Origin of the sequence: Carnobacterium iners (genome assembly GCF_900177385.1) — a bacterium.
Taxonomy (GTDB): Bacteria; Bacillota; Bacilli; order Lactobacillales; family Carnobacteriaceae; genus Carnobacterium_A; species Carnobacterium_A iners.
This window is the reverse complement of the sequence record NZ_FXBJ01000002.1, coordinates 1,662,351-1,688,102: the sequence shown is the minus strand read 5'-3', so window position 1 is coordinate 1,688,102 and position 25,752 is coordinate 1,662,351. Positions and strand designations below refer to the sequence as shown.

Annotated in this window: 27 protein-coding genes; 4 read left to right on the top strand and 23 right to left on the bottom strand. The window is 34.1% G+C overall.

All coding sequences use genetic code 11. From position 1 onward, the window contains the following. Positions 1 to 5: 5 nt before the first annotated feature. The 13 genes from B9Y54_RS08115 to B9Y54_RS08055 form a co-directional block, all read right to left on the bottom strand. Positions 6 to 761, bottom strand: coding sequence for a prepilin peptidase (locus tag B9Y54_RS08115; protein ID WP_085559790.1), 756 nt, complete (start codon positions 759 to 761; stop codon positions 6 to 8). Positions 762 to 828: 67 nt separating this feature from the next. Then, the gene (locus tag B9Y54_RS08110) at positions 829 to 1,176 is read right to left on the bottom strand and encodes a competence type IV pilus major pilin ComGC (RefSeq protein ID WP_090005039.1); all 348 of its coding nucleotides are present in this window, start codon (positions 1,174 to 1,176) and stop codon (positions 829 to 831) included. 132 nt (positions 1,177 to 1,308) lie between these two features. Then, positions 1,309 to 2,514, bottom strand: coding sequence for a type II secretion system F family protein (locus B9Y54_RS08105; protein WP_085559788.1), 1,206 nt, complete (start codon positions 2,512 to 2,514; stop codon positions 1,309 to 1,311). Between the two features lie 26 nt (positions 2,515 to 2,540). Beyond that, positions 2,541 to 3,563 (bottom strand): type IV pilus twitching motility protein PilT, encoded by a 1,023-nt coding sequence (locus B9Y54_RS08100; RefSeq protein ID WP_200805367.1) that lies wholly within the window; start codon positions 3,561 to 3,563, stop codon positions 2,541 to 2,543. A gap of 7 nt (positions 3,564 to 3,570) precedes the next feature. Further along, entirely contained in the window at positions 3,571 to 5,196 is a 1,626-nt protein-coding gene (locus tag B9Y54_RS08095) for a GspE/PulE family protein (protein ID WP_085559787.1), read from the bottom strand. 17 nt (positions 5,197 to 5,213) lie between these two features. After that, positions 5,214 to 6,002 carry a hypothetical protein gene (locus B9Y54_RS08090; RefSeq protein ID WP_085559786.1) on the bottom strand — a complete coding sequence of 263 codons (789 nt, stop codon included), beginning with the start codon at positions 6,000 to 6,002 and terminating at the stop codon, positions 5,214 to 5,216. Next, positions 5,993 to 6,853 (bottom strand): PilX N-terminal domain-containing pilus assembly protein, encoded by an 861-nt coding sequence (locus B9Y54_RS08085; RefSeq protein WP_143313955.1) that lies wholly within the window; start codon positions 6,851 to 6,853, stop codon positions 5,993 to 5,995. The genes B9Y54_RS08090 and B9Y54_RS08085 overlap by 10 nt, the downstream gene beginning before the upstream one ends. Before the next feature lie 9 nt (positions 6,854 to 6,862). After that, positions 6,863 to 7,354 (bottom strand): PilW family protein, encoded by a 492-nt coding sequence (locus B9Y54_RS08080; protein ID WP_085559784.1) that lies wholly within the window; start codon positions 7,352 to 7,354, stop codon positions 6,863 to 6,865. Then, positions 7,311 to 7,721 (bottom strand): type IV pilus modification PilV family protein, encoded by a 411-nt coding sequence (locus tag B9Y54_RS08075; RefSeq protein ID WP_085559783.1) that lies wholly within the window; start codon positions 7,719 to 7,721, stop codon positions 7,311 to 7,313. Before B9Y54_RS08075 ends, B9Y54_RS08080 begins: the two co-directional genes overlap by 44 nt. A gap of 463 nt (positions 7,722 to 8,184) precedes the next feature. Continuing rightward, entirely contained in the window at positions 8,185 to 9,522 is a 1,338-nt protein-coding gene (locus B9Y54_RS08070) for a C1 family peptidase (RefSeq protein WP_085559782.1), read from the bottom strand. 209 nt (positions 9,523 to 9,731) lie between these two features. Further along, the gene (locus B9Y54_RS08065; RefSeq protein WP_085559781.1) at positions 9,732 to 9,953 is read right to left on the bottom strand and encodes a DUF2922 domain-containing protein; all 222 of its coding nucleotides are present in this window, start codon (positions 9,951 to 9,953) and stop codon (positions 9,732 to 9,734) included. Positions 9,954 to 10,007: 54 nt separating this feature from the next. After that, positions 10,008 to 10,211 (bottom strand): hypothetical protein, encoded by a 204-nt coding sequence (locus B9Y54_RS08060; protein ID WP_085559780.1) that lies wholly within the window; start codon positions 10,209 to 10,211, stop codon positions 10,008 to 10,010. Positions 10,212 to 10,295: 84 nt separating this feature from the next. Further along, positions 10,296 to 10,847, bottom strand: a complete 552-nt coding sequence (locus tag B9Y54_RS08055; protein ID WP_085560548.1) for a sigma-70 family RNA polymerase sigma factor — start codon at positions 10,845 to 10,847, stop codon at positions 10,296 to 10,298. Positions 10,848 to 11,272: 425 nt separating this feature from the next. Between B9Y54_RS08055 and B9Y54_RS08050 the strand changes: the two genes are divergently transcribed. Continuing rightward, positions 11,273 to 12,202, top strand: a complete 930-nt coding sequence (locus B9Y54_RS08050) for a competence protein ComK (protein WP_085559779.1) — start codon at positions 11,273 to 11,275, stop codon at positions 12,200 to 12,202. Between the two features lie 88 nt (positions 12,203 to 12,290). Here B9Y54_RS08050 and B9Y54_RS08045 read toward each other — a convergent pair whose 3' ends face one another. From B9Y54_RS08045 to B9Y54_RS12960, 5 genes are all read right to left on the bottom strand, one after another. Further along, positions 12,291 to 12,551, bottom strand: coding sequence for a hypothetical protein (locus tag B9Y54_RS08045; protein ID WP_085559778.1), 261 nt, complete (start codon positions 12,549 to 12,551; stop codon positions 12,291 to 12,293). 1,167 nt (positions 12,552 to 13,718) lie between these two features. Then, positions 13,719 to 14,612, bottom strand: a complete 894-nt coding sequence (locus B9Y54_RS08040) for a nuclease-related domain-containing protein (protein WP_085559777.1) — start codon at positions 14,610 to 14,612, stop codon at positions 13,719 to 13,721. Between the two features lie 318 nt (positions 14,613 to 14,930). Further along, a complete protein-coding gene (locus B9Y54_RS08035) occupies positions 14,931 to 16,583 on the bottom strand; it encodes a hypothetical protein (protein WP_085559776.1) in 1,653 nt (550 codons plus the stop codon). Then, entirely contained in the window at positions 16,584 to 17,846 is a 1,263-nt protein-coding gene (locus B9Y54_RS08030; protein WP_256205818.1) for a DEAD/DEAH box helicase family protein, read from the bottom strand. A 50-nt stretch (positions 17,847 to 17,896) separates the two neighbouring features. Next, positions 17,897 to 19,468, bottom strand: coding sequence for a TOTE conflict system archaeo-eukaryotic primase domain-containing protein (locus tag B9Y54_RS12960; RefSeq protein ID WP_085559774.1), 1,572 nt, complete (start codon positions 19,466 to 19,468; stop codon positions 17,897 to 17,899). 248 nt (positions 19,469 to 19,716) lie between these two features. Between B9Y54_RS12960 and B9Y54_RS08020 the strand changes: the two genes are divergently transcribed. The 3 genes from B9Y54_RS08020 to B9Y54_RS08015 are packed head-to-tail and all read left to right on the top strand — an operon-like array spanning position 19,717 to position 21,631. Then, positions 19,717 to 20,973: an AAA family ATPase gene (locus B9Y54_RS08020; protein WP_085559773.1), complete on the top strand. Its 1,257-nt coding sequence runs from the start codon at positions 19,717 to 19,719 to the stop codon at positions 20,971 to 20,973. Between the two features lie 13 nt (positions 20,974 to 20,986). Continuing rightward, positions 20,987 to 21,130, top strand: a complete 144-nt coding sequence (locus tag B9Y54_RS12205; protein WP_143062477.1) for an RloB domain-containing protein — start codon at positions 20,987 to 20,989, stop codon at positions 21,128 to 21,130. 24 nt (positions 21,131 to 21,154) lie between these two features. Beyond that, the gene (locus tag B9Y54_RS08015) at positions 21,155 to 21,631 is read left to right on the top strand and encodes an RloB domain-containing protein (protein WP_085559772.1); all 477 of its coding nucleotides are present in this window, start codon (positions 21,155 to 21,157) and stop codon (positions 21,629 to 21,631) included. 652 nt (positions 21,632 to 22,283) lie between these two features. Here B9Y54_RS08015 and mobV read toward each other — a convergent pair. From mobV to B9Y54_RS12345, 5 genes are all read right to left on the bottom strand, one after another. Further along, complete coding sequence (gene mobV, locus B9Y54_RS08010; RefSeq protein ID WP_085559771.1) at positions 22,284 to 23,180, bottom strand: MobV family relaxase; 897 nt, start codon at positions 23,178 to 23,180, stop codon at positions 22,284 to 22,286. A gap of 735 nt (positions 23,181 to 23,915) precedes the next feature. Next, the gene (locus tag B9Y54_RS08000; protein WP_085559769.1) at positions 23,916 to 24,149 is read right to left on the bottom strand and encodes a hypothetical protein; all 234 of its coding nucleotides are present in this window, start codon (positions 24,147 to 24,149) and stop codon (positions 23,916 to 23,918) included. Between the two features lie 30 nt (positions 24,150 to 24,179). Beyond that, on the bottom strand, positions 24,180 to 24,773 hold the full coding sequence (locus B9Y54_RS07995) for a hypothetical protein (RefSeq protein ID WP_085559768.1): 594 nt from the start codon (positions 24,771 to 24,773) through the stop codon (positions 24,180 to 24,182). A gap of 387 nt (positions 24,774 to 25,160) precedes the next feature. Next, positions 25,161 to 25,334: a hypothetical protein gene (locus B9Y54_RS12350; protein ID WP_159446074.1), complete on the bottom strand. Its 174-nt coding sequence runs from the start codon at positions 25,332 to 25,334 to the stop codon at positions 25,161 to 25,163. A gap of 144 nt (positions 25,335 to 25,478) precedes the next feature. Then, positions 25,479 to 25,652, bottom strand: coding sequence for a hypothetical protein (locus B9Y54_RS12345; protein WP_159446073.1), 174 nt, complete (start codon positions 25,650 to 25,652; stop codon positions 25,479 to 25,481). Positions 25,653 to 25,752: the final 100 nt, after the last annotated feature.

The window sequence follows — 25,752 nt, the reverse complement described above, 5'->3', positions numbered from 1 at the left end:
CTTCCTTAACTAAAAAAAGATAGATACCACTGTAGGATCGTTTCTCCGAAATAAAAAATAGTTAGTGCAGCAAGACCAATATATGGAGCAAAAGGAATGGTCATTTTACGATTGCCACTCTTCAGCTTCATGATAAGCATGCCTGTAACGGCTCCGTAAAGCGTCGCTACAAAAAAGAGCAACAAAAAAAGAACCGGTCCGAAAATAAAGCCCAATAAAGTAAAGTATTTCAAATCCCCAGCGCCCATTCCCCCATTAGATAAAAGAATGATCACAAACACCAAACCAAATGCTAAACTAGCACCTAATAAGGAAATCCAAAAAGATGGTTGTGGGTATAAGATGCGCAACAATATAAATAAAGGAGTGAAAAATAGAAGCAACTTATTTGGGATTTTTCGGTAGGCTATATCAGATACCGTGATTGGAATGATAAGTGCAATTAACAATAGACCTAGAAAGGTTTGTTCACTCCAGCCATACTGATAAAAGGTAATCGTAGCCAGTAAACCTGTTGCCAATTCCATAATCGGATAGAGTAATGAAATTTTCTCTTTACATTTTTTGCACCTGCCCCTTTGTCTTAAAAAAGACCAAACGGGAATCAATTCTTTCCAAGTCAATGTGCGTTGGCACGTATCACAATAAGATCGCGTTTGAGCAAATAATGTCCCGTTCGGCACACGTAAACCCACGACATTAAAAAACGACCCGAATACCAATCCATAGATAAAAAAGATAAATGTTACGGTTGTATGCATAAAAAAACTCCTAGTAAGCAAGAAAGACTCCACGAAGGAGTCTTTCTATGTATTTGAATGGGTAATACTATTCTACAGTGTAAGTTATTTTTCCTTCAGTTGTATTTTTATTCACTTTTGTTATTCCACTTTCTACTTCATCAAAATCAGATTCAAGGAAACCTTTACTTTTTAAATTAGCAACAGAAATTTCACCGTTAGCTGAAACTGTATTTTCTAACTCGTACAGTTGCGCAGCATCGATAACCAATTCTTTTTGAGCATCTGTCGTTTTAGTTTTAGAATCAGCAACCACATTCCCAATCAAAGGAATTGAAATCGCAACGATTAAAGCTAAAATTGCAATAACCGCTAGTAACTCAATTAGTGTAAACCCGTCTTCTTTTTTCAACAATTGTTTGATTTTATTTCTCATTTTCTTTTCCTCCATTTTCTTTTTCTTATTTATAACTAGTTTTCATTAAAAAATTACTTTTGTTTTATAGAAGCTCATTTCTCAATCATCATATAACATCCGTTGTATTTTTACAAGCTATTTTCCGAAGAATTAACTAAAAGTTTCAAACATGCTAAACATGGGCACAACAATGGACAGAACGATTACACCTACAACAACTGAAAGAAATATAATCATAATCGGTTCAATCAAGACTTGCAACTTGTCTGATGCTTCCTGAACTTCTTGATCATAGATTTCTGAAACTTTTTCTAACATATCGTCTAACTCTCCACTCGTTTCTCCAACTTGAATCATCTGAATGATAAGCGGTGGGAAAAACCAATGATCCACCATAGGTTTAGCTAATGATTCCCCATTTTCAACGTCCTTTTGTGCTTGTAGTAGCACATTCTCAACCACTCGGTTACCCACAACTTGACTTGTCACTTCGATGGCTTGCAGAATTGGAACTGAGCTACTAATCAAAGAACTTAGCGTTTGAGTCATTCGAGCTAACAATGTTTTTTGTAAAAAGGTTCCTAATATAGGTATTTTTAATTGTAGGACATCAAATACATAGGCAACTTGATCTTTTTTACCAAGCTGAATAATGATAGCTACCAACACGCCAACTAGTAAGACCACAACCCACCAATAACGCTGGAATAACCCACTCATCATCAAGACCACTTGAGTAATCATTGGCAGTTCGCTTCCCATTGAAGCAAACATATCACCAAATATCGGAACAATGAACACCAGTAAAAATGTTGTAATAAAAAAAGCTAATACACCTACAACTATCGGGTAAGTCATGGCTGTTGTAATTTTCTGTTTGGTTCGGTGTTGCTTTTCATAATAATCTGCCATTTGTTCCAGGACTTCTTCCAAACGTCCGCTAACTTCCGCTGAATGGATCATATGTATCAACAGATTAGGAAATAGTTTCGGTTTTTTTGCCATTGCTTCGGATAAAGCAACCCCTTCTCTTATTTCCTCAGCTAACTCTTGCAAGGCTTCTTTCAACACCAAACTAGTAGATTGAACAGAAAGGAGATCCAATGCATCGACCAATAGAATCCCAGCGTTCATTAAAGAGGCAAACTGTCTCAAAAACACGATAAAGTCCTTTGATTTTAAAGAAGAACGAAAACTGATATCCTTATTTAATATCGTATTCAACTTGCCTACTTCAAAGACAACTAAATCCATATTTCTCAGTTTACTCAGGGCATCTTTTTTACTAATACTATCTATTTTTCCTTTCATTAATTTTCCATCTCTCGTTTTAGCTTTATAGGCAAAAACAGCCATTATTTTCCTCCTTTCTGCTTTATAATTTAGGGGTAAAAATGGTACCGACGAATTTTTTCATCTTCAATAAGTTTGTTAATACTCATCTCCATTGTGTGCATCCCTTGATCAGCAGATGTCTGTAAAACATTAGGGATCTGATGCATTTTTTCAGCCCGTATCATATTTTTGATTGCTGGATTATTGATCAACATCTCAGTTGCTGCCACACGACCATCACCTTTTTTATTCGGTAATAGTCGTTGAGACATAATTCCCAAGAGAACATTCGCTAGCATTAAGCGAACCTGTTCCCGTTGCCCTCCTGGGAATACATCAATCATTCGCTCAATACTACTAGCAGCATCTGAAGTATGCAATGTTCCTAGGACTAAATGTCCTGTTTCTGATGCCGTTATGGCTGTGGAAATAGTATCCATATCACGCAATTCTCCTACTAAAATAATATCAGGATCTTGGCGCAAACTGGCACGAAGACCGCTTTTAAATGATACTGTATCGGATCCCACTTCTCTTTGTTCAACAATAGATTGTTTATGCTCATGTAAGTATTCGATAGGATCTTCCAATGTAATGATATGTCGATTCAATGTTTGGTTCACATAATTAATTAACGCTGCTAGAGAAGTGCTTTTTCCACTACCAGTAGGACCTGTTACCAAAAATAAACCGTAAGATTGTTGGACTAATTTTTTAGTGATATCCGGTAGGCCCAAACTTTCCACACTGGGAATTTCTTTTGAAATAATTCGGAATGCAAGTGAAAGAGTACTACGTTGGTAAAACACATTTACACGGAAACGAGCAATCTCAGCTATCCCATAAGAAAAATCAATGTCTCTCTTTTGTTCAAGCGTTTCCCACATTTCTTGACTAAGAATAGTTTTAGCAAAATTCTTTGTATCATCAAATGTGAGGTATGCTAGCCTTTGAGTGATTAACTTCCCATCAATTCGAAATACCGGTGCAGAGCCTACTACAAGATGAATATCGGAAGCTTTTTTTTTATAGGCAGCTATTAATATCGTATTTAATTGTTCTATTATCACCGCCTCCTTATTCGTTAATCGAAGCAACCCGTAGAACTTCTTCTAGAGTTGTCTTTCCAGCTTTTACTTTTATTAATCCATCATCAATCAAAAAGCGTATACCCTGTTCTTTGACATGTTGTTTGATTTCTTGGATTGAAGCCTTATTCATCATCAATTCTTTTATATCATCTGTTATCACAATTAATTCATGAATAGCCATCCGTCCACGATAGCCGGTATGACGGCAAGCATCACAACCTTTGGTGAACGTAATCGTGTCGATTGTTTGGTTGCGTCTTTCGAAGATTTCTTTCTCAACTGGTGTAGCTTTTCTTGTCTCCGCACATTCTTTACATATTGTTTTTACCAGACGTTGTGCTACGATACCACTTATCGCAGAGACGATTAAGTAAGATTCGATTCCCATATCAAGTAAGCGAGGAATAGCCTCAATAGCACTGTTAGTATGTAGCGTACTAAATACTAAGTGACCGGTCAAAGCTGCACGAACACTATTTTCAGCTGTTTCTCTATCTCTTATTTCTCCAACCATGATAATATTTGGGTCCTGACGCAATACTGAACGTAAACCTTGCGCAAAAGTCAGTCCAATCTGTGTATTGACTTGGACTTGGTTAATACCCTCAATTTGGTATTCAACCGGATCTTCGATAGTGATGATATTGCTTTCAGGATGGTTCAGTTCGTTGATAGAACCATAAAGAGTAGACGTTTTCCCAGAACCCGTAGGACCTGTCAACAATATTAACCCTGAAGGTTGGGCAATTAACTTTTGGTAATTCGCTAATACATCTTTTTCTAAGCCGATATCCTCTACTTTTCGAAACATATTCGAGATATCTAAAATACGCAACACAATTTTCTCACCAAAAATGGTTGGTAAAGTTGATACCCGTAAATTTACTCTTTTCCCTAAAATATTTGTACTAATTCGTCCATCTTGAGGCAGACGAGTCTCGGTAACATCTAGTCCAGCTATTATTTTGATGCGAGCAACCAAAGAGTTCATTAAGGTTTTCGGCAAAGGACGCTCATTGCGAAGTAGACCGTCTACACGGTACCTAACCGATACGTGGCGTTCCGTTTGATCTAAATGAATATCTGATGCACGTAACGATACACCGGTTTCTAATAATTGGTTGAAAATTCTTACTGCAGGAGCATCTTCGCCTTCAATGTAGTCAATATTTACTTCTTTTGAGTCATACAAACGGTTGATTGTCTGTAATAAGTCATCTTGTGTCGCTATCACTGGTTGAACAACATAACCGGTAGAAAATTCTATCTCTTCTATCGCATAAAAGTCTAGTGGGTCATTCATCGCCACAATTAAACGGGTATTTTCTTTTTTTATCGGAAGCAATAATTTAGAACGCGCAAAATCTTTTGTTACCAACTCTAATACAGAAAGATCAATCGGATATTGATACAAGGATACACTTTTTAACTTCAATTTAATTTCTAATGCGTCCAATAGTTGCTTCTCAGTGATATATCCTTGATCAACTAATAAGTCTCCTAATTTTTGATCCTGCTTTTTCAAACTGAGTGCTTCTACAATCTGCAATTCCGTTACAAGTCCCGCTTCTTTCAATAAATCTCCTAATTTTTTCTTCTTAAAATCTGCCACGTTCTTCCACCTTTCTGCTAGTTTTCTATGATTGTCCCTGAGTTTATGATGTCTTCTGGTTTTGGATCAGTAACAGTAACTGATGAGCCAAATGGGAAACCGGTCGTGTCAATAGCTTTGTAAATTAGTTTCGCACTCCCATTTATTTCAAACGTGTCTGAGATGACCGAACCGTTCATAAGATAACTTCCAGTTAAAGTGACAGCTGATTTTGGTGCAATAAGTATTACGTTGGAAGGTCTATTCCAGTTGCCACCTGACAAAATAATTTCTTTGTTATCCGTCAGAAATACGCCATTTATAGTGGTATTATTGAGATCTACTGGTTTCTCATTTCCGATGGATATCACATTAGCGTTCATCATGTTAATATTCGTAAAATTTGGATTAGGACCTGTAAATATCAATAAGAATTGTTTGCTTGTTCCAGAGGCATTGATGTATGAATTCTGATTAAAATTGATTGTACTTGCTACAACCAATCTAATTATTCCTTTACCAATAATATCGAGATTACTTGAAGTAAATATTAAATTATTCACTAAAAATGTAATTTTGCCTTCTTCTACAACATTAAGCCTCCCTGAACTAATTGATAAATTGTTCACTAAAAATGTGATTGTCCCTTTTCCAACAATATCAATATTACCTGAACTAATTGATAAATCGTTCACTAAAATCGTGTGGTTTCCTCCCATAGGGTCAATAGTTAACTTTTTTCCAGACTCAACTATTATCTTATTAAAAGAAATATTGTCATAAACCTCAAGCTTATAGGTATTAAGTAAATAATTGTTTAGAAACAAATTCCCATTATCTTGAACCTTATACTGTTCATTCTCATTTTTTTAATTATTTTATCCGGTAATTTTTTAAAGTCTATCGTATTATCAGTGGGTACTTTCACATGTGTTAACAAGTCTTCATAATCTTTAAAATTTACATTCTCAACTTGAATAGAAAATTTAGGCAGATTATTTTTCATGTAATTCGGATAATTTATTAATTTACCCGGTGTCGTTTGGCTAGAGTAGTGCAATGTTGATTCTTTGAATGATCCATAAGTCCCTACCTGGACCGCACTATCTTTTATAGATTGAATATATGCATTATCCTTCAACGTTCCGCCTAATAATTTCATTTCTTCGTTCACAAGCAATGCTGTTTTAGCAGGAAGTGTCTGCATTCCTCCCCCAGCAGTATTCTTTTCAACCCACTTCACTGTGACCGGTTTTGTAACCGTTCGTTCTTTTCCATCTATTTTTCCTGTAGAATAGATGGTATATTTTTGAGCATTCTCTTTTTCAGTCCGGATTGTTGCAGTAGGTTTGCTGCCTAATTGCTGATCGAATTTTATACTCGACTGACCATTTTTTGAGCTAAGGATAGTTGATACCTGACTATAAAAAGCACCTTCTGTTGTGTTATTTTTATAAGCACTTAATACTTCTCTCTGAATCTGGTCATAAGCTGCAACCACTCCTGCTTCTGCTACATAATAAGTAGATGTATTATCACGAGTAGCATCACTCAATTGGTAGCTCCCAATCGTAAGGGTCCCAAGGGCAACACCTAAGACAGACAATACCAAAAGCACCATTAATGTTAAAACCAGACCACTGCCTTTTTCTTCCTCTTGGAGTTGCTTAATCCCCATCTTATCCACTCACTCTCTCAAATAAATCGTCGTTTGATATTCTTTAGGTTGATTGTTTTTTTCTGATATGCTTTTCAATAAGATTTTTATACTCTCCGTTTCAGAGTCAGAAGAGACTACAAAACTCCCGACATCTTCTGCCAAAATTTGATTGCCATTTTTAAAAAGCTGAGATCCTTTTTTACTAAAAAACTCAACCTTATCTATCAATAAAGTATCCCCCAATTCTGACACAGTTATAGAAGCATATGGATGTTTGCGAATTTCTCTCGAAATAACAGAAAGCGTATAAGCATAATTATTTGACTGGCTAGCAGAATAAGATTGTGTCATATACTGTCTTTGACCAAACATATTTACCGCTCCCGCCAATGCAAGCACTACGGAAAGTAAAGCAATACTGGCTAATAGTTCTATCAGAGTCATTCCTGATTCGTTTCGTAAATTAATCTTTGTTCTATTTTGCTGTACTGAATGATAACCGCGTTTCCATTTGTGCATAAACTTTACCTCCCTTGCTCTCGGAGATCTCCACTGTACCTTTATAGAGGTTTTCTGATTCTTTGGATATTTTCGATACAACAGTAAACCCAGCTTTTGTGCTCGTATCCTTAATCAGAGTCAGTGTTTCTGCTACACTCTTTGTGCTTGAATAGTATGTAAGCAGTTCGATTTGTTCTTGTGCAATAAAAGTTGCTTCATTTACGTTATCGGTCTGATTATTTGTTTTAGCCGCTTGGATAAAAAAAGACAAAAAAGTCGTGACGATAAGAGATAGAATTAAAATAGAAGCCAGTATCTCAACAAGTGTCATTCCTGATTCTTCAGCCATTAGGTGTTTTATTTGTTTTTTGTACCAACTGTTCATAGTCTTCTTCCTTTTTTTAAAATATAGTTAGAATTTTTCCTCATTTTCTTATTTTATTCTTACACTATTATTATCAAAAGATCATATATTAGTGAGCAACTACCAATCACTTTAAAATCATTGCTACGTTCCTTATCCTTTATCTTTCACCCACATAAATGAATGTTAAGAACTACAAAAAAAACAACTACTTTTCTAACCTGCTCAAAGTAATGAATAGCTCGAAACAAGTGTTATCTCTTAATAGATACTATACAGTACTCAACCGAAAAAATCAGTTAAATTGAAAAATAAATTGTTTCAATACAAATTAAGTAGAGGTTTTCATCTCAACTGTTTCTAACACACAAATTTTTATACTTAAAACTAGTATATTTCTATTATAGACTGATGTTACTTAAACTAATAATCGAAAAGAGAGATAGTGTATACTATCTCTCTTTTCGATTATTAGTTTAAGTATTTATTTTACCATTGCTAATGAGCCCATTGGATCCCAAGGCTCTAATTCAGTGACGGGTTCGTCTAAGGCTTTTAACCACTTATCTGCGACGTATTTTTTATCTACAGCTACTTGATAAGTGTACTCATCAAACCATTTGTCACTCATTGAGAAGACGCCTTTTTTACCAAGCTTATCGCCCCAACTGTTTTCAACTTTCCAAGTTAACGGTTTACCATCACCATCTAGATTAACTCCGACTAAAACCATTGCATGTGTTAATAAACTTTCGCCATAATCTAAGCGTTGGGCTTTAGTCATTTTTAGACCTTCACCAAGCGTTAAGTCGTACAGATAAGCATTCTCATCCATAATACCTGATTTACGTTCAGACATTTGTCCAACATCACAACCAAACCAAACAGGTTCGCCAGCTTTAATTGAGTCAATCGCTGCATTTTTTAAGACTTCAATTGGCGTATTGATATAACGAATTGGTTGGCCTTCTTTTACTGTACCTAAGTACTTGACTGTATAGGCTTTTCCATAAGGCTTATCTTCAGTTGGAGCATTCAACAAGCTAACTAAACTTGTTAAGTCCCAACCAACGTATTTTTTGAAGAATTCTTGTGGCGTTGTTTGTGCAATACGATGAAACTTATTGTCTTTATCACGGTAATCATAGGTAAATTCTTTAGGAATTTCACCAAGCGCTTTTACTAAGACATTGTAGATAAAGTACAGCATTTCTTCTTTTTTAGCGGCTAATTCTTCTGTCGTTCCGCCATTTTTATAGCCTTCACGTAAGACACTTGCAAATTCACGTAATTTTGCGGTTAACACTTTGTTTAAAACCGCTGTGTGTGAAGAATGGAATGTTTCTGGCATCACTGATTTTGGAACAGCACCATACTTTTCTAAAATACCGGAGAACATATCCCATTGTCCACCGTCTTCTACTGGATCTTTTAGTAAATGAGCAACGATTCTTGAATTTTGTGCTTCGTCTAACGTATCTAAAATACTATCTAAGAAATAATTTGTTTTTTCTAGCTTATCCCAGAATAACGTGTAGTTTTGTGAAAATTCAAATGTTTCGACATTTAAGCGATCCATTGTGCCAACACGAGCGGTATTTAAAGCTGCAAACATCCAGCAACGGCCACTTGATTCTTGGTTGGTTATTTCACCACGTTTTGTTTCTTGTGAAAAAGAAAAAGGATGGCGTCTAAGTAAGTCGTTATCTAAAGAAGCTGTGTTGATTCCGACTTTAGCAATCGCTCCTTTAATTACTTGGTTCTCACGATTTCCTTCAAATCGCGTTTTAAATTGTGTTAATAGATCTGTATTGATTGTCAAAAAATCTCCTCCTCATCTTTTCTTAATCTCTATCTTACTCTTCTTTAATCTGATTTACAATTCGTTTAAACAAATAATAAAACTCTTCTAACATATCCCTACTACTAGCAAGAATTGTATCATAACTCTACTACTGATACTCGTATAAAAAAATGAAAAAAACTTTGCAGGTTGTTAGTCTGCAAAGATTTTTGTTACTCATTTAGTAATTAGGCTTCAAAGATGTCTTCTACTATTCGCTCAGTATAACGTGCTCCGACTACTGTTGCGTACAAGTCGACGCCCTCACTTTGGAACAGTTTCAAGGCACTGATAGACTCCATTGCTGCCTTCGCATTTTCAGGTGTTAGGTTAAGAATTGGATCTGCCACACTCAGTGATTTCGCCTTGCCTAAACTTGTATTGAATAGTAATTCTAGTGATTTTGCCATTATTTTTTCCTCCTTTAATTTTTAGGTTAGTTTTTAAGAGATTCTTTTAAAACATTAGCGTGTGTAGCGGTATTCTTCAGCAACCACTGTGTATGAAGCTGGTAAGACCGTGATTGTTTCTAGTGCTGCTGTAAATCCTTCAACTTGTACAGGTGTTACGCCTTGAATTGTATCTGAGTAGTTGCGTTTGATAATTTTTTCATTCACTGCATCCTCGAAGTGAACTGCGATCGACCCTTTATTCCATTCTTTTTCCATAATGTGTAGCCTCCTGTGTTTTATTTTTTGTAAGGTTTGTCATGACTGCTTACACCCTTAATAACGTTTTAGCTTTTTTATATGTTACCTTGCTGCTTTCAATTGCACGAGAAAGGGGTCTAATTTTACGATGATGCTTTTACGCCACTGATAAATGGTCTTACGACTGACTTGATACTTTTTAGCAATCTCCGTTACCGTTAAGCGATGAATAACTGCATCTATTAGGTAAAGCTGTTCTTTCTTTGTCAAATACACCAGCATTTCTTTAAATAAATCCATTATCAAGCACTCATTTTCAAACTGAGACTGCCTATCTGGATAATTTTCTTGCATCAGATCAGGCCAAGGTAATTCATTTGACGACAGACGATACTCTTTTCGACGCAAGTCTTTAATGTGCCATTGAATCTTCTTAAAAGCAAAGCCGCCAAAAGGATAAATAAACGCTTCTTCTTCCGGATCTTCTGGGAAGCTCTCATAGGCTTCAACTAACTTTAACAACCCTTGCTGTACAAAGTCATCGTAATCTGGATGAGTCCTTTTTATGCCTTCTCTTTTTAGTACCCCGAATACAATCCGGCTATGGTATTCAAAAAAAGCTGTTTCTTTTTCAATAGATAGTTTTCTTACCATCTCAATCATTCCTTTATAAAGTGTTACAAGGCCTTGTACACTCATAGAATAATCGCTTTTATATTCTTATAACAACGTCTTAAAGAGAGCTAAAACTGATATAAACGAACCAATTTGTTGCGTTTGTACTTAAAAAACTTCATTTTAATATTTTTTTCACATGCACATCTAAAAAAGTTTATTTAATGAGCTAAAAAAGACTGATATCGAACTATATTTAGAGAAATTATGTACTAAAAAAATAATTAATCTATCCCTTACACCTATCAATTACTTGATATAGAACCTAAAAATTAAGAATAGATTAAAAGATAATAAGAATTTTACCATCCAATTAAAAAGTGAGATTTCTTTAGTGAAATCGGTTACAATACACTTGTACTATTATTTTTTCTATTAGTCTAATTAGGAAAGAGGAATGATGCATGGGAAGAGATTTTGATCAGTTTCAAGCGATGGATACTTATAGCACGTGGGAAAAGGAATTTAATCACTCGTCGCATTATCAGGTTAATCAGCAATTAGCTCATGACAATGGACTGCTACGTGAGCAACTCCTATCAATAAATGAATACACTCAGAAAGGTCAGCAAAAATCGCTTCATTTTACCCAAACGGCTCTACAAGAAATCGCTGATACCTGTATTGAATTCAACCATATCGTCATCACCAATCAAGTAATTTACGTCAAAGATATTAGTAAGTTGGCCTCCTCACCTTTTAATAGCCTAATTTTTTATTTGAACCAAGAACCACTTAAATCAAAAGAAACAACTACGGAGATTATGAATCGTTATTTTGAAGCGAATCTTGTACCTTATCACTACGTTAAACTAATTGGACGCAGTATTGGCATTCAAAAGTGCTGTCCTTATGTGTACAATACGATTGCTTATGTTCCTGAAAAAGGGCCGACTAACGCACCTGTTAGCTGGTATGCGTTGCATCATGTGGTACATGCGATAAAAAATAGCCAATCTAACTTAACCTTTTTGCATTTTCGAAACCAGCATGAATTTTCGTTTGACCTTGGAAAAAAAGGTTATGAGAATCAGCTGGTCCGTGTCATTAATCTTTATTCTCTTCAACAACTCTTCAAACAGCGAATAATGGCTGATTTTAATTTAGTCGAATTGCCTTCAGTAGAAAAAGAGCTAAACGTCATCCAAAAAAGATTGCAAACAGCTACCTCTATCCATTTAGAACCGCATTCCCTACAACAATTTCTGAACTATTTAGTTTATTTTAAAGTTCAAGAGTTATTAACAAAAGTTTTAGGTGAAGAAAATCCATTTATCGAAGAAATTATGTCTACCTTTAAAAAGCCGCCTTTTCGTTTTCGATTTCATAAATAGGGCGCTTTTTTTCTAAAATAAAAAAATCCGATCCCACACTTATCAAAAGTGGGTTTCGGATTTTTCAGTCTGATTACGTAAAACTTTATTAATAAGTAGTTGCTTTATACTCAACGTTTTTCAAGCTCTCATTGATAAAAACCTGGTGTGCCGATGCTCGCTTTTTTTCAGGTACTTCTTCGACTATCTCTCCAACATTTAAACAAAGTTGGTAGAATTTTTTTGCTTCTTCTTCTGTTTCAAATTCATAAGTATGGGCTAATTCTCGGGTATCTGCATAATATAAGACGACTTCTTTTCCTTCTATATACCCACTAAAATACTCTGAAAATTGCTCTAGTTCCTTCATTCTCTAACCTCCTTTTCATTTTTATCCTTTCGGTAGATAATAAAGGTTTAACGCCTTATTAAGCGGTTACATTTTAACCAAATGATTAAGCCTTCACCGGCTTAATCATACCCCTTATTTTTTAAATATACTAGTGTTTTTTTTCATTTGTGGGTACTTTCTGAGTTAATTTTAAGCACCGCTTACGGATCTTTTTTTACTGAGCCGCGAACGATTATACTGCGAAAAGGCAAAAATTTGTCCAGTTTGTAAGAAATACAGCCGTGTTCTCAGACATTAGCCGTCTACTTGTCTACTCTCGTTGCGTTCTGGACAAGTTTCACTGAAATTTCTGCTCACTTGTCTTTTTTATTTTTATCTAGACAAGTTAGCTCTTAAAGGGTGTGAACTTGTCCAAGCAGTCCCAACACAAACATTACTCGCGACCTTAATTTTACTCAGTACTGAATACCAAGCCGCGGACAATTATACTGCGAAAAGGCAAAAACTTGTCCAGTTTATAAGAAATATAACCGTTTTCTCAGACATTAGCCGTCCACTTGTCTACTCTCGTTGCGTTCTGAACAAGTTTCACCAAATTTTTGCTCACTCGTCTTTTTTAATCTTTATTTAGACAAGTTAGCTCTTGGAGGGTGTGAACTTGTCCAGACAGTCCCAACACAAACATTACTCGCGACCTTAATTGCACTCAGTACTGAATACCAAGTCGCGGACAATTATAGTGCGAAAAGGCAAAAACTTGTCCAGTTTATAAGAAATATAACCGTTTTCTCAGACATTAACCGTCCACTTGTCTACTCTCGTTGCGTTCTGGACAAGTTTCACCGAATTTTTGCTCACTCGTCTTTTTTTATTTTTATTTAGACAAGTTAGCTCTTAAAGGGTGTGAACTTGTCCAAGCAGTCCCAACACAAACATTACTCGCGACCTTAATTGCACTCAGTACTGAATACCAAGCCGCGGACAATTATACTGCGAAAAGGCAAAAACTTGTCCAGTTTATAAGAAATATAGTCGTGTTCTCAGACATTAACCGTCCACTTGTCTACTCTTGTTGCGTTCTGGACAAGTTTCACCAAATTTTTGCTCGCTCGTCTTTTTTATTTTTATCTAGACAAGTTAGCTCTTAAAGGGTGTGAACTTGTCCAAGCAGTCCCGATACAAACGCTAGTCGCGACTTTCATTTTTACTAAGTGTGTTCAAAGCTCTCCTGATCCGCTTCTTTGAGACCTTTTGGTTACACCAGTTATAGACAATGAGCGTTGACAATTTGTTCGCTGGAAACAGCTGTTTATACTCTATAACACTACTCAAAACCACAGAATTAAGATTGTTTTTGTAGTCACAATTACCACACTGATAAGCTTGACGATAGATACTCAATTCAAATCCGCCACACTCCTCGCATCTCATCCCATTTTTGAGATCAGAAGACTGATAGTTAGGGATATCATCAGTAAATGCTGGCTGTTTAACTTTATGCATCATAAAATCTTTTATAAAGTTTTTAGGGAGTTTTTCCATTGTTGCCATTTCATTTCTTAAAGTAGCAAAATGGCCTTTTAACTGAGTCGGGAGGATCATTGTCTTGTCTTCTGGTGCATGAAATAAGGTGAATTCCGGATGAACGTAAACTACGAAAGCCTTTACTTCAAAGACATATCCGAGTTCTTTCAAGAATATCTTCAATTTGTTTTTAGTGCTCTGAACTTGAATCAGTGGATTACTTATTTCAAAATCAGGTTTCTTCAAAAGCATTTCTGATCCATAATCATACTCACCACTATAATTTTTAATTTCGTATAAGTATAGAGTCTCTCCTATGACTATTAGTGTATCCACTTGAAAAGCGTTCGACATTTTTGGTTTTAAAAATAAGTCATTTATAACTATGCAGCCCAGTCCCAGCTCTTCTGTCATGCAGTCAAAGGCTAATTCGCCTTCGAAACCTTTTTGTAATGCATTTAAATAATGAATATGTTTTCTTGACAAAGTTGTCCTTCGTTCTAACGACTCCATTATGACTAGTGAGATGGGTTTTGTCCTTTTGCTATAAATCATCACGTACCTCCTATTAACTTACTTGCTGTCATAGGTTAAATACGCAGTTTAAAGTTAAATTCATTTATCTAAATCATTTGATGGCAAATATTATTTATAGACAAGTTTATAATTTGAAACACGCAACTCGTCTGCTTTGACTGAAAAAACTCCCAGTTACTAAAATTTAGCCCTTCACTCTGCCACTTTAACTACGTTTTGCCCAAGTGGAAGTAGCTATAGACTAAAGTTGTCTGTTTTTCTCACTAAACGGACAAGTTAAAAAGGATGATAGTAAACTTGGCTATTTCGCTAGATAAATAAGTATCGCTAAAATCTTTAGCCTATTTTATTTAGCTCATTTTTAAAAGCACTTTTATTCGAGTAAGTTTCTTTATACCAGTTTATCAATCCAATTTTTCCATCTTGGGTACCGTTAGATTCTAATACTTCACCTAATAGAACAATTAATTCAGCAGCTATACTATAAAGTTTTCGATTCCCACCTCCCACAAGTACATCCGTAAGAGCAGCTATTTCTTGATTCAACCAAACCAGATAAAACTTTATTTGTTCGGGGGTTAATTTAATGGTTTTTTTCCATAAATCAAGATAATCCTCTTCTCTCTCTTTTTCAATACTGTGAAAGTTTAACCTTGATACTAGTTTTCTGATAATAGCTTTCTTTGCCTTACTTGTTCCGTCATTTTTATCTAAAATTAAAAAAAATAGAGGAACTATTTTCCCTTTGAGACTATTATTCCAATTTAAGTAGTTTTTTTCTCCCTCACAGTAAGTATAAATAAAATCAAATTCTTTATTAAAAAAACGAAGCAATCGTTTAGAATCGTCACCAAGCCAATTTTCATTTAATTGAGTATTGCCATTAAAATATCTTCTCGAAAAAGTATCTGGTAAATCTTTTGTAAATAGTGCAGCTTTATCGGTTTTTTCTTCATAGTCTGATAATTTAAATAGCCTTAGGTAATGTATAAGACTAGATTCTGAGTAAAAAGCAACTTCATAAAATTGTTCTATCTTATCTAGATGATCTAACTTAATAGAAGCTTTCGCCGCTAAATTTGCAACTTTTGCACGTATTAATCTACTTTCAGCTATATTATTTATTGCTTCTAATCCTATTTCCTCACATTCACTAAACTGCTTATCTTCATAAAGATAAAAGCACGCTTTTTCATATAAAAGAGGATGTCGGTTTTTATTTTTTTCAGCTGATTCACATAGTAACTTGATTCCACCCTGATAAAGATACGCCTCCGTTAATAACTTTCCTGCTCTGTCTCCTGAAGTTTTCTGCAAAAAGTCAATCCATTCTAATAGAAATTCTTCGCTATCATTTACTTCTTGAGGCCTTACTGAAAAAAATTCCTCTATCGTAATATTTTGGCACATCTCCCATAATAAGTACCGATACAATACGGAAGCTCTCTTTTCTTTTACTGTTGCTTGATAGTGAGCGTAAAGTAAATTTATACCGATTTGTCTTATATTAATTTGTATCATCTGACTTTCTGCTAATCTTTCCATATCTAGTTCATCATCAATCCATTCCTTTTTTTCTGTATCATATACAAAAAAAGGAACGGTACATAGCCAATCATACAAATCTGCAGCTTTACGGTAATCGCTCTTATTTAATAACTCTTCAGCTATTTCAAGGGCTTTGAGTAAATATTTTATAATAGAAAAATCATCCACATAAGTATAATCTTCATAATGATTGTCACAACTATTTTCGTAAAAGTACGTGAAATAGACTTCTTGATCTTCTACCTTAACTAACCAATCTTCTATTTCTTTTGTTGAAATAACTTGATTAGCTATAACTGGAGTTTTTAAAGATTCTAAAAAAATTTCCCGTTGATTTCCCGTTTGTATTCTTGCATAACTACGCATCCATTCAAATTTATCCTGGTTGCTCATCTTCAGTAATTGCTTATCTACCGTTTGCATAAATTCTGTGGCATTCATTTATCTAACCATCCATTCTTTCCCATTTAGTCCTTTATTTTTAAAATTTCTTTTATTTCTCTTGCAATCAAGGGGTCTTTCCAAACGAATAAAACTACTTTCTCCTTTACTCTTACCTAAAATATCTATATTGCCATACCATACTATCTTTGAATCAATAACGACACACTGTTGCTGAACGTTCGTTTGTAAAGTTACTGACAAACCGTCTGCCTTTAATTGTTGAATCAATTGTTTTTGATTTTCTTGATACGTTTTATTCTTTAAGGTATGGTAATCTGTTGTGACAACAGATACAATTAGAGAGTCATTTTTAAGATTTAATCGTTCATTAGTAAATCGTTTAATAGATTCCTGAACTAATGTTGGACTTGCAATAATAATTCCTATCTCAGCATTTTTTACATCCAACTTAAATTGGTCAAAATAGTTGTCTCTTGTGTAAACAAGACTTCTTTGATTTATACCTTTTTCATTTATTTTCACTAAATAGCCCATAGATGAGTAACTAGATAATCTTTTTTGATACATTCTTTCTAAAACGGGTATATGAATATCACAATAATCGTAAATTCTAACCTCTAACTTCCCATCATACAAGCGATGTAATCTGCCTGCATACTGTTGGACTCTCCCCTTAAAAGAGATAGGCATAGCTAAAAACAAGGTATCCAAGCGGGGTTCATCAAATCCTTCTCCGATATATTTACCAGTAGAAATAATTGTCAATGGTTTGTCTAGCGGTGCTTCTTTAATTCGTTTCATTTTCTCTGTTCGTTTCTTTTTACCCATTGCCCCCGTTATAGCAATAACATCGGGAATGTTTTTAATTAAATCGTTTTCTAATGCTTCTACATGTGAGACTCTTTCTGTTAAAATAATTGAATTCCTGCCTTCTTTATAACAACTAATAATATCCTCTATAATTTTTTCATTTCGCACATCAGATTCGGCAATTTTTCGATAGATTTCTTGTAAAGTCATTCCATGGTAAATTTCAGAGTTTAACGGCATAAATTGCGTAATAACAGTATGATCAAAGGGCCTTTTTTTAGTTTGCTTTTTGGCATCATCCCTATACCTTATCGGGCCACATTGCATGAAAACAATTGGTTCATGTCCATCTTTTCTAGTGGGTGTAGCAGTAAGGCCGTAAACGTATTTAGCATTAGCTTGCTTTAGCACTTTTTCAAAACTAAATGCTGAAATATGGTGGCACTCATCGACGATAACCATTCCATAGTTATAAATACTTTCATGCACTTTTTCTTTTCGGTACATCGACTGAAGTAAAGCGATATCTATCTTATTCGTCAGCTTTTTTTGCCTCCACCTAACTGTCCCACTAATTTATCTTCTTCGTTCTCAAAGGTAAGAAACTCCTTTATTTTTTCCTGCCATTGTTCTACTAAACTCGTCTTATTTACAAGTATGAGTGTATTTACTTTTCGTTCAGCAATCATATTTAAAGCAACTACTGTTTTCCCAAAAGCCGTTGTTCCACACAGGATACCTGTATCTTCAAGCAACATCTTTTCAACAGCAATTGTTTGTTCAAATCTTAATTTTCCTTTAAATGAAACAGCTAATTCATTTCCTTTAAATGCTCTATCCTCTGCTTCAAAAGAAACCGTTAATTCATTTAATAACTTTTCAAATTTTTCTTGTAACCCACGAGGCAAGACTAAGTACTCTTCATTCTCATCACTACAAGAAATCATACGCTGAATCTGCCAAGTAGATTTTCTCATTGCTTGTGCCTGGTAGAATTCAGGATTTTGAAAAGCCGCCATTCGTTTTAGCATACTCAAAGCCTTTTGAGAAAGGCCTTCTTTTTTAATATAAAGCTGATTCATTTTTATATAATTAACTTTTTTAGGGAAATCTTTTTTTTCTAAGATTAGCTGTTGTTTATCTGAACGACTATTTTCGCCATCTAAGACTGGAAGAATAGAAGTCGAACCTATTTCATTTATTAAGGCTTCAATCGTCTGTTCTACATTTTTTCGCGTCATTTTTTTAGTTTGACTTAAGAATTGCCATTGATCTTCGTATTCTTGAAAGTTTTGATCGATAAACACACTATTTCCATCTATCCTAGCCTTCTTTTGTAACGGCAAGGCAATTAAATTACCAAATCCACCTTTGGGTAACGTATCTTGGTTTGGAAATAGGCGGTCATAAGAGTTAAAATCAATTTGGTGATTCAATGACATAGCTGCTGTAATAAGTAGTGTCCCCATTTTTCTAGCTACTTTTGCTGGAAGGGCCTCCTCAAAGAAAAACCAAATATGGGCACCATTACCAGAACGCGATCGCTCAATCGCTATCGGAACTTCGTGATTCTTGCACAATTCCCTTAAAATAGAGGCATCTCTTTGCCATTCTGCTTCATCTAAATCTATCGCTAAAAAATAGCACGTATCATCTAGGCAAATCGGAAAAATTCCCGCTACTAATTCGCCTCTTAAGTGTTGCTCAATTACAAGTGAGTCTAAAGGAGCATATTCTTTACTTTCAGAATCCCACGGTTTTAATTTCGCTGGCGCATAACCAGGCTTACCTGTTTTAGAATGAATAAATCTTCTGGCATAACTATCTTCTCTTCCACGAAATAGTGACAGATATAACTCAATTTTTTTAGTAGAGGAAGAGTATTTATTAAATAGATGATTCACATTTAAATTGGTTCCATCATTAGTTATTTTTTTCGTACCTTTTATTAAGGTATTTCCCGTTAATTCTATCTCATTTTCTTTAACCTGATAGTTGGTTCTTTTTATTTCTTTTTCATACTTATTTTTAAATTGCATCACTTGTTCTTTTAGTTGTTTGTTTTCTTTTTCTAACTGATTATACGCTCTCAATAAATCTTCATAGTTCATTTCACTCACCTACTTATCATTTATTTAAACATGTAACCATACTATACTAGAACTTCATTAACTCTATTTTACCATTAAACGCTTTCATTTCATTCTTTTTTGAAAATTAAATCTAATTATTTAGTCCGTTATTCTTATTTTATAAGAGAAATTTTGAATAACTAGCATAAAAACATGTTTTTTGAGAATTTCTCTCAAAAATTGATTAATAAAAAAGAATATGATATTATTTGTACGAGGTGATAAATATGTTACACCAATTTACATTTGAAAATTTTAAATCTTTTAAAAATGAAGTTACGCTAGATTTAATTGCTTCTCCTATCTCAGAACATAAAAGTGACGTTGCAATTGACAGCTATAATGAAAACATTTTGAAAGTAATTTCAATTTTCGGGGCTAATGCTAGCGGAAAATCAAATGTTATTAAAGCATTCCATTTCATGAAACATTTTGTTCTCTATTCTTTCTCTAATGAAAATATGAATGGTTCTCAAAATTTAGCTGTTGATAAATTTCGTTTTGAAAATAAGGAACATCCCTCTTCATTTGAAGTACTTTTTTCTGTAGATAAAAATATTTTTCAATACGGATTTTCACTTAGTAATGAAGAAGTAATAGAAGAATATCTCTATATTAGAGATAAAAATACCAAAAAAGAAAAATTTAAAACTCTTTTTTATTTAGAAAATGGCAACATTATAGAGTTAGATAATCAATTAAAAGAAGCAAAAAATTTAGCAAAACTTATGGATACGAAAACTCTTTTCATTACTGTTGCATCTAAATTAAAAATCCCCATAGCTAAAATAATCTACGAATGGTTTAAAGAGTGTCTGATAATGAATTATGGTCAGGATTTCAGAGAAAGACGGATGCTTATTGCAAGAAAAAATTCTCCTATTATAGATATTATAAAAAATAATGAAAGAAAAGAAGAGTTAAAGCAATTTGTTAAAGCAATCGATTTAGGAATAGAAGATTTTGGTTTGATTGAGCAATCAGTTATTAATGAAGAAAGCTCAATCGAAGATAAACAGTACCAAGTCTTAACTTATCATAAAAATATTGATGATGGAAAGCATATTCCGGTACCTTTATCTTCTGAATCTAGTGGGACAAAGAAAATGATTTCACTTTTTATATCAATAAGTGAAGCAATTAAAAATGGCAGCACTATATTTATTGATGAATTAGATGCTAAACTTCATCCACTTCTTTTAAGGTATAATATTATACTCTTTCATGATGAAAAAAGTAATCCTCAAAATGCGCAGTTAATTTTTACTACTCATGATGTTTTTACTTTGGATAAAGATAATTTTAGACGCGATGAAATTTGGTTTGCAGATAAAAATGAAAATGGCATATCTGACTTGTATTCATTAGACTCTTATATTCTTGAGGATGAGAATGGAAATACTAAAAAAGTTAGAAAAGATGCCAGTTACGGGCGAGACTATATTCTCGGGAAATATAAATCTATTCCAAATCTGAAACGATAGGGTAGTGAAAACGTTGAAATCTAAAAGACAAGCTGGTAAAAAGAAAAAAAAGGAAAAAAGAGCTCCTCTTCCTTCTAGTTATTTAATTGCTACTGAAGGCGAAAAAACAGAAGTTCTTTATTTTAACGGGTTAAAAGAAGAAATAAATAAAAAATAGTCAAATTCAGTTGAATCATTTACTATCGATATTTGTGGATTAGGTAAAGAAACCTTACGGGTAATAGAAGAGATTGAAGACGTTAGAAGACATGCTCCAATTATCTATGAACACACCTGGGCTGTGTTTGATAAAGACGATTTCCCTAATGATCATTTTGATAATGCGATAACAAAAGCTGAGGCACATAATATAAAAACGGCTTGGTCTAACGAGTCTTTTGAGTTATGGTATTGTTTGCATTTTTCTCTTCAACAATCAGCATTATCTAGAGAAGCTTATAATGCTAGTCTAGATAATCTATTAAAAGCTAAAGGATATTCTGGTTATAGCAAAATTGATTCAGGTATTTATCCTATTTTAAGACCTTATATGGATACAGCAATTAAAAATGCAAAAAAGTTAGATACTCGTTATACTGATCTGACTTATTCAAAAAGAAATCCCTGCACTAAAGTATACAAACTTGTTGAAGAATTAAAAGAGATTATCGATAAATAAAGAAGTCTTGCTGCTTACAGCAAGGCTTTTTTGATTTTATTTAGCTTAGTATTTTTTAGACAAGTGAAGCCAAAAATACTCCAAAATCACCCGTTTAAGTGTCAGACAGGTAATCATACCTTTAAAAAACTATCAACTGCTCAAAATAGTTAAGATTACTCCAATATTTAAAGTAATTTGCTCTAACAAATTCTGTTTATAGCTAAGTAAACACTATAAAACACTCCACTTGTCCAATCCAGTAAGAAAACTGCCGAGTGAATGTCTGTTTCCATCTAACTCGGAACATTCTAGCATATTTTAGACAAGTAAAGATAAAAACACTCGAGTTTTGTCCAATCCAGCATCAAACAAACAATAATATCCTAAAAAACCTTTGACTACTCAAAATATTTAAGTTTACTTCAACATCTAAAGTAATTCGCTCTAACAAATTCTGTTTACAGCCAAGTCAACACTATAAAACACTCAACTTGTTCACTCATAAACAAAAACTGCCGAGTGAAGGTCAGCTCCTCTTCAACTCGGAACATTCTAGCATATTTTAGACAAGTGAAGCCAAAAACACTCCAGTCTTGTCCAATCCAGCATCAAACAAACAATAATATCCTAAAAAACATTTGACTACTCAAAATTTTTCCTGATTACTTTATTATCTAAAGTAATTCGCTTGCTGAAGCTGTCCTTTAAGTTCTGTTTTTTCTTGCTCTACCAAGTCAACGTCTTTTCTTAAAGCTGTCAGGTCCTTTTTTGAAGCCTCGGACACTTGATCTAGTTGGGTTTTTAATTTGATCCCCGAAAGAGAGAGAGTTTTTAATTTTTCAAATTCGCTATAAGGGAGCGTCACTTTATCGCCAAATAAGCTTTTCTTAGAGGCTTTTTCTACTTGTTCAACTACTTTTTTGGGTTTACTAAACAACTCTAATTCTTTAGATAAATCCTCTTTTTTCTCTTGAATTTGTTTGGCGTATTTTTTAATCTCTTTGACGGAATCTAACTCAATCGTTTCGCCGTTTAAAATACCGTCTTTATAAATGTTCGGCAGTTCTTTTTTCAGAAACGTATCTAACTCGCCATGAAATTTTTGTAAATCATTTCGGTTCAACACTTCTTTAGCCGATACTTTTTCACGTTGTTTTTTTTCGTCCCAAACAACGGGCGTAAAAACAAAATGCAGGTGTGGGGTGGTTTCGTCTAAATGAACTTGAGCGGACAAAACATTTTTTTCTCCCCCGTAACGTTCACTCAAAAACTCATAGGTTTTTTCAAAAAATTCCTGCTGATCGGATTCATTTTGTTCTTTTAAATTTTTAGGCAACGTCACAATCCAATTGCAGCCAACTTTGACATCGTCTCGTTTCATGCAGTAAACCTCTTTCAATCGGTCGTTCAGTCTAGAAAGGGTGTCGCCTTCTTTTTGACAGAGATCAACATTTAAGTAAGTTTTTGTCGGGTCGATTTCTTCGTTTGAATGGTGGTCTGTTTTACGGTCTAAGTGAATGGATAAGCCGTTGAGGTTTCCTCTTGTAAATTTTTGAACGTGAGCCATGAAATCCCTCCTCAATAAAGTGCTCCCACTATAACATGAAGAACGCACCACTAAACATTTGGTATAACCTTTTATACCAAAATAAATTTTGGTCAGGCTATGCGAGGCAAAAACCGTCTATTCTCTCTACTCCTTTTTTCGCCTTCGGGCTGAAAAGGATTGTCGCGAACAGGCACGAAAAACGACGGCATTCCCGTCTATTTTTTTCGTGTAAAACAAAAAAATCCCCTTTGCCTTTTTGGCATGGGACTTTTCTAAAATAATAATAGAGACAAAAAAACAAGAAAAAAAACAGCTTAAAAGTGTCATACAAATGTGTACAAAACGTATGACATATGTGTACATTAGGTATGACAAATGTAATACCTGTGTATACATATGTCATACTCGACCTCCTGCAAACGTTGGTATAACAGTCTTTTGAAGCGGGGTAAGAAAAGGCCTTTTTTCGACCTTTAGGCGCCTGGTTTTATTTTTGAGATTCGTCAGGCACAGCCTGACACGTCAACGTTTTGAAGCGTAGCGGAAAACCGGCAGGCGCCTGAATCTCTTTATGCTCTTCTTCTTAAAACCTAGTCCATTAACACTTTAAAAATAATTTATTTTTGGTTTAAATTTATAACACTCCAGCGAAGGTGAATTAGCAACAATTCAAAAAAGCTATACTAAAAATAAAGTAGTTGAACAAAAAAAGAGACGTCTATCAAAATAGAAGCCATCTCTTTTTTATACACTTTAAAAGGCTACAAGCCTAATAATAAATGGGCTTGCAATCATCATTAAAAATACAATTAAAACCGTATAGAAAATTGTGTTTGCTATAACGACACCACTTTTAATTTGATCCAGTTCTAATCTATTACTTTTTCCCAACATTTTCACCGAATTAACCTTAATGATATATGCTGATACCAATAGAATTAAAAGAATTGCTAGGAGCAAAAAATCATAAACTACTGTTGCTAACATGCTAACGTCCTCATTTCTATACTACTAATATCAATACACTTCAATTTCTAAATAATTGATATTTTGATTTGCTCCTGGGCTTGTTATTCTTCCTTCTAATGTTTGAGTAGTCGAAGGCCCACCAATCCAAGGAATGCTAAGAGAAGTTGCTATACGATATGAAGCAAGTCTATTATTTTCTATAGTTAATTTATCTAAATCAACTGAAGCAATGAAATTATATTGTGGTCTGCTAACAGAATCAATCAAACCTTGATAAGTTTTTAATCTAAATGACAAAGTATTAACCCCAACTTCACCCTTCACTGTAAAAGAAGCTCTGCCTGATACTGGCACAGTTTGAGGTAGAGCACTCATTGTAGAAAAATTATTGGAAGAACTATCGCCTAATTGTTCATCATTCTTAGTAACAGTATAATTAACATCCTCACCATTTACGTTAATAGTCTCTTCATACCTATCCCCAACTCTCATGTCATTAGGTAATCGAATTCCGCCCGACTTCTCCACGACACTTTTCTCAATCGGCGCATCGATATATTCACTTGCTGAAGCAGTAGTTGCAAAGCCACCAGCTAATAATAGAGAAGTTATTGTTCCAACTAAAATCTTATTAATTGACAAAAATAACACTTCCTTTTCATTTTTCATTACTACATAAACACCGTAACACAAATGATATCGCCTTCAAGAGATAAGTATGAAAAGAAGTCATTAAAAAATTTTTTAAATGGAAGTGTCATCTTTTGAAACCCTTGCATCTCTTGCAACCAGAGTGATAAGACCTTGTTTAGCATAAGCAATTAAAACTTCAGAGAAGGTCCAAAGTCTCTATCAAGATAGCCCTCTCTCTCGCTGAGCTTGTAGTGTTCGCTTTTTCTTCTCTTCTTTCTATATGTCCATGAAAAATTCGCTCTCTTTCTCGAATCTCTAAGCGATCTAAGTCTGGTAAACTCGAAAAAAATTTATCGAAAATTTTATCAATCTCATGTAGTTTTTTACTTTTCAAGGTCACTTTTTGCGTACAGCTTTATTAGTCTTATAAAAACTAACTATAAAAGTTGAAAAACAGAGAAAACTACCTAAACGTGCTACATATCCTTTTTGGAAGATAAAAGCTAAAGCTAAGATAAAGTTGACTAAAGCAGTATAGAAAAAAGGTTGTTTAAAAATAGCTTTGTTCATGTATTTCGCTCCTGAATTTAGATAGAAATTGATTTTTGGTAAAATGATTTAATAGACACGTATAAACGACAGCGGAAACTCAATTAAATCAATGCCTGCAAACTGTCTATTTTGGGTAGACCTTATTCGAACTTTTCAGCAGCTTTAATTGACCTTTTTTTTTTTACTTTTGTCATCTTCATAAATATATAAGCAAAATAACATAGTTAAAGATGCCGCTATAAAAGTGATAAGTATTCTACTTAGGCTTTCTCCTTTTAAAATCGGTAATATAGACATAATTAATCCAAAAAAAGATGCTGTAGTTGTTTTTTTCATGCTATTCCTCCTTTATATAATTAATCTTAGTATACCTCAGCTAGCTAAAGACTTTGATACACGAAATGACATAAAGTCGTGTATCCAGAATCCTATTAAA

Excerpts from the sequence above, each read along its gene's own strand:
- B9Y54_RS08055 (WP_085560548.1), bottom strand. The coding sequence starts at position 10,847 with ATGGTAAGAAAACTATCTATTGAAAAAGAAACAGCTTTTTTTGAATAC.
- B9Y54_RS08080 (WP_085559784.1), bottom strand. The coding sequence starts at position 7,354 with ATGCACAAATGGAAACGCGGTTATCATTCAGTACAGCAAAATAGAACA.
- B9Y54_RS08115 (WP_085559790.1), bottom strand. The coding sequence starts at position 761 with ATGCATACAACCGTAACATTTATCTTTTTTATCTATGGATTGGTATTC.
- B9Y54_RS08000 (WP_085559769.1), bottom strand. The coding sequence starts at position 24,149 with ATGTTAGCAACAGTAGTTTATGATTTTTTGCTCCTAGCAATTCTTTTA.
- B9Y54_RS08035 (WP_085559776.1), bottom strand. The coding sequence starts at position 16,583 with ATGAATGCCACAGAATTTATGCAAACGGTAGATAAGCAATTACTGAAG.
- B9Y54_RS12960 (WP_085559774.1), bottom strand. The coding sequence starts at position 19,468 with ATGAACTATGAAGATTTATTGAGAGCGTATAATCAGTTAGAAAAAGAA.
- B9Y54_RS08050 (WP_085559779.1), top strand. The coding sequence starts at position 11,273 with ATGGGAAGAGATTTTGATCAGTTTCAAGCGATGGATACTTATAGCACG.
- B9Y54_RS08075 (WP_085559783.1), bottom strand. The coding sequence starts at position 7,721 with ATGAACAGTTGGTACAAAAAACAAATAAAACACCTAATGGCTGAAGAA.
- B9Y54_RS08020 (WP_085559773.1), top strand. The coding sequence starts at position 19,717 with ATGTTACACCAATTTACATTTGAAAATTTTAAATCTTTTAAAAATGAA.
- B9Y54_RS08085 (WP_143313955.1), bottom strand. The coding sequence starts at position 6,853 with ATGGGGATTAAGCAACTCCAAGAGGAAGAAAAAGGCAGTGGTCTGGTT.
- B9Y54_RS08110 (WP_090005039.1), bottom strand. The coding sequence starts at position 1,176 with ATGAGAAATAAAATCAAACAATTGTTGAAAAAAGAAGACGGGTTTACA.
- B9Y54_RS08045 (WP_085559778.1), bottom strand. The coding sequence starts at position 12,551 with ATGAAGGAACTAGAGCAATTTTCAGAGTATTTTAGTGGGTATATAGAA.
- B9Y54_RS12345 (WP_159446073.1), bottom strand. The coding sequence starts at position 25,652 with ATGAAAAAAACAACTACAGCATCTTTTTTTGGATTAATTATGTCTATA.
- mobV (WP_085559771.1), bottom strand. The coding sequence starts at position 23,180 with ATGGCTCACGTTCAAAAATTTACAAGAGGAAACCTCAACGGCTTATCC.
- B9Y54_RS08105 (WP_085559788.1), bottom strand. The coding sequence starts at position 2,514 with ATGGCTGTTTTTGCCTATAAAGCTAAAACGAGAGATGGAAAATTAATG.
- B9Y54_RS08060 (WP_085559780.1), bottom strand. The coding sequence starts at position 10,211 with ATGGAAAAAGAATGGAATAAAGGGTCGATCGCAGTTCACTTCGAGGAT.
- B9Y54_RS08040 (WP_085559777.1), bottom strand. The coding sequence starts at position 14,612 with ATGATTTATAGCAAAAGGACAAAACCCATCTCACTAGTCATAATGGAG.
- B9Y54_RS12350 (WP_159446074.1), bottom strand. The coding sequence starts at position 25,334 with ATGAACAAAGCTATTTTTAAACAACCTTTTTTCTATACTGCTTTAGTC.
- B9Y54_RS08065 (WP_085559781.1), bottom strand. The coding sequence starts at position 9,953 with ATGGCAAAATCACTAGAATTACTATTCAATACAAGTTTAGGCAAGGCG.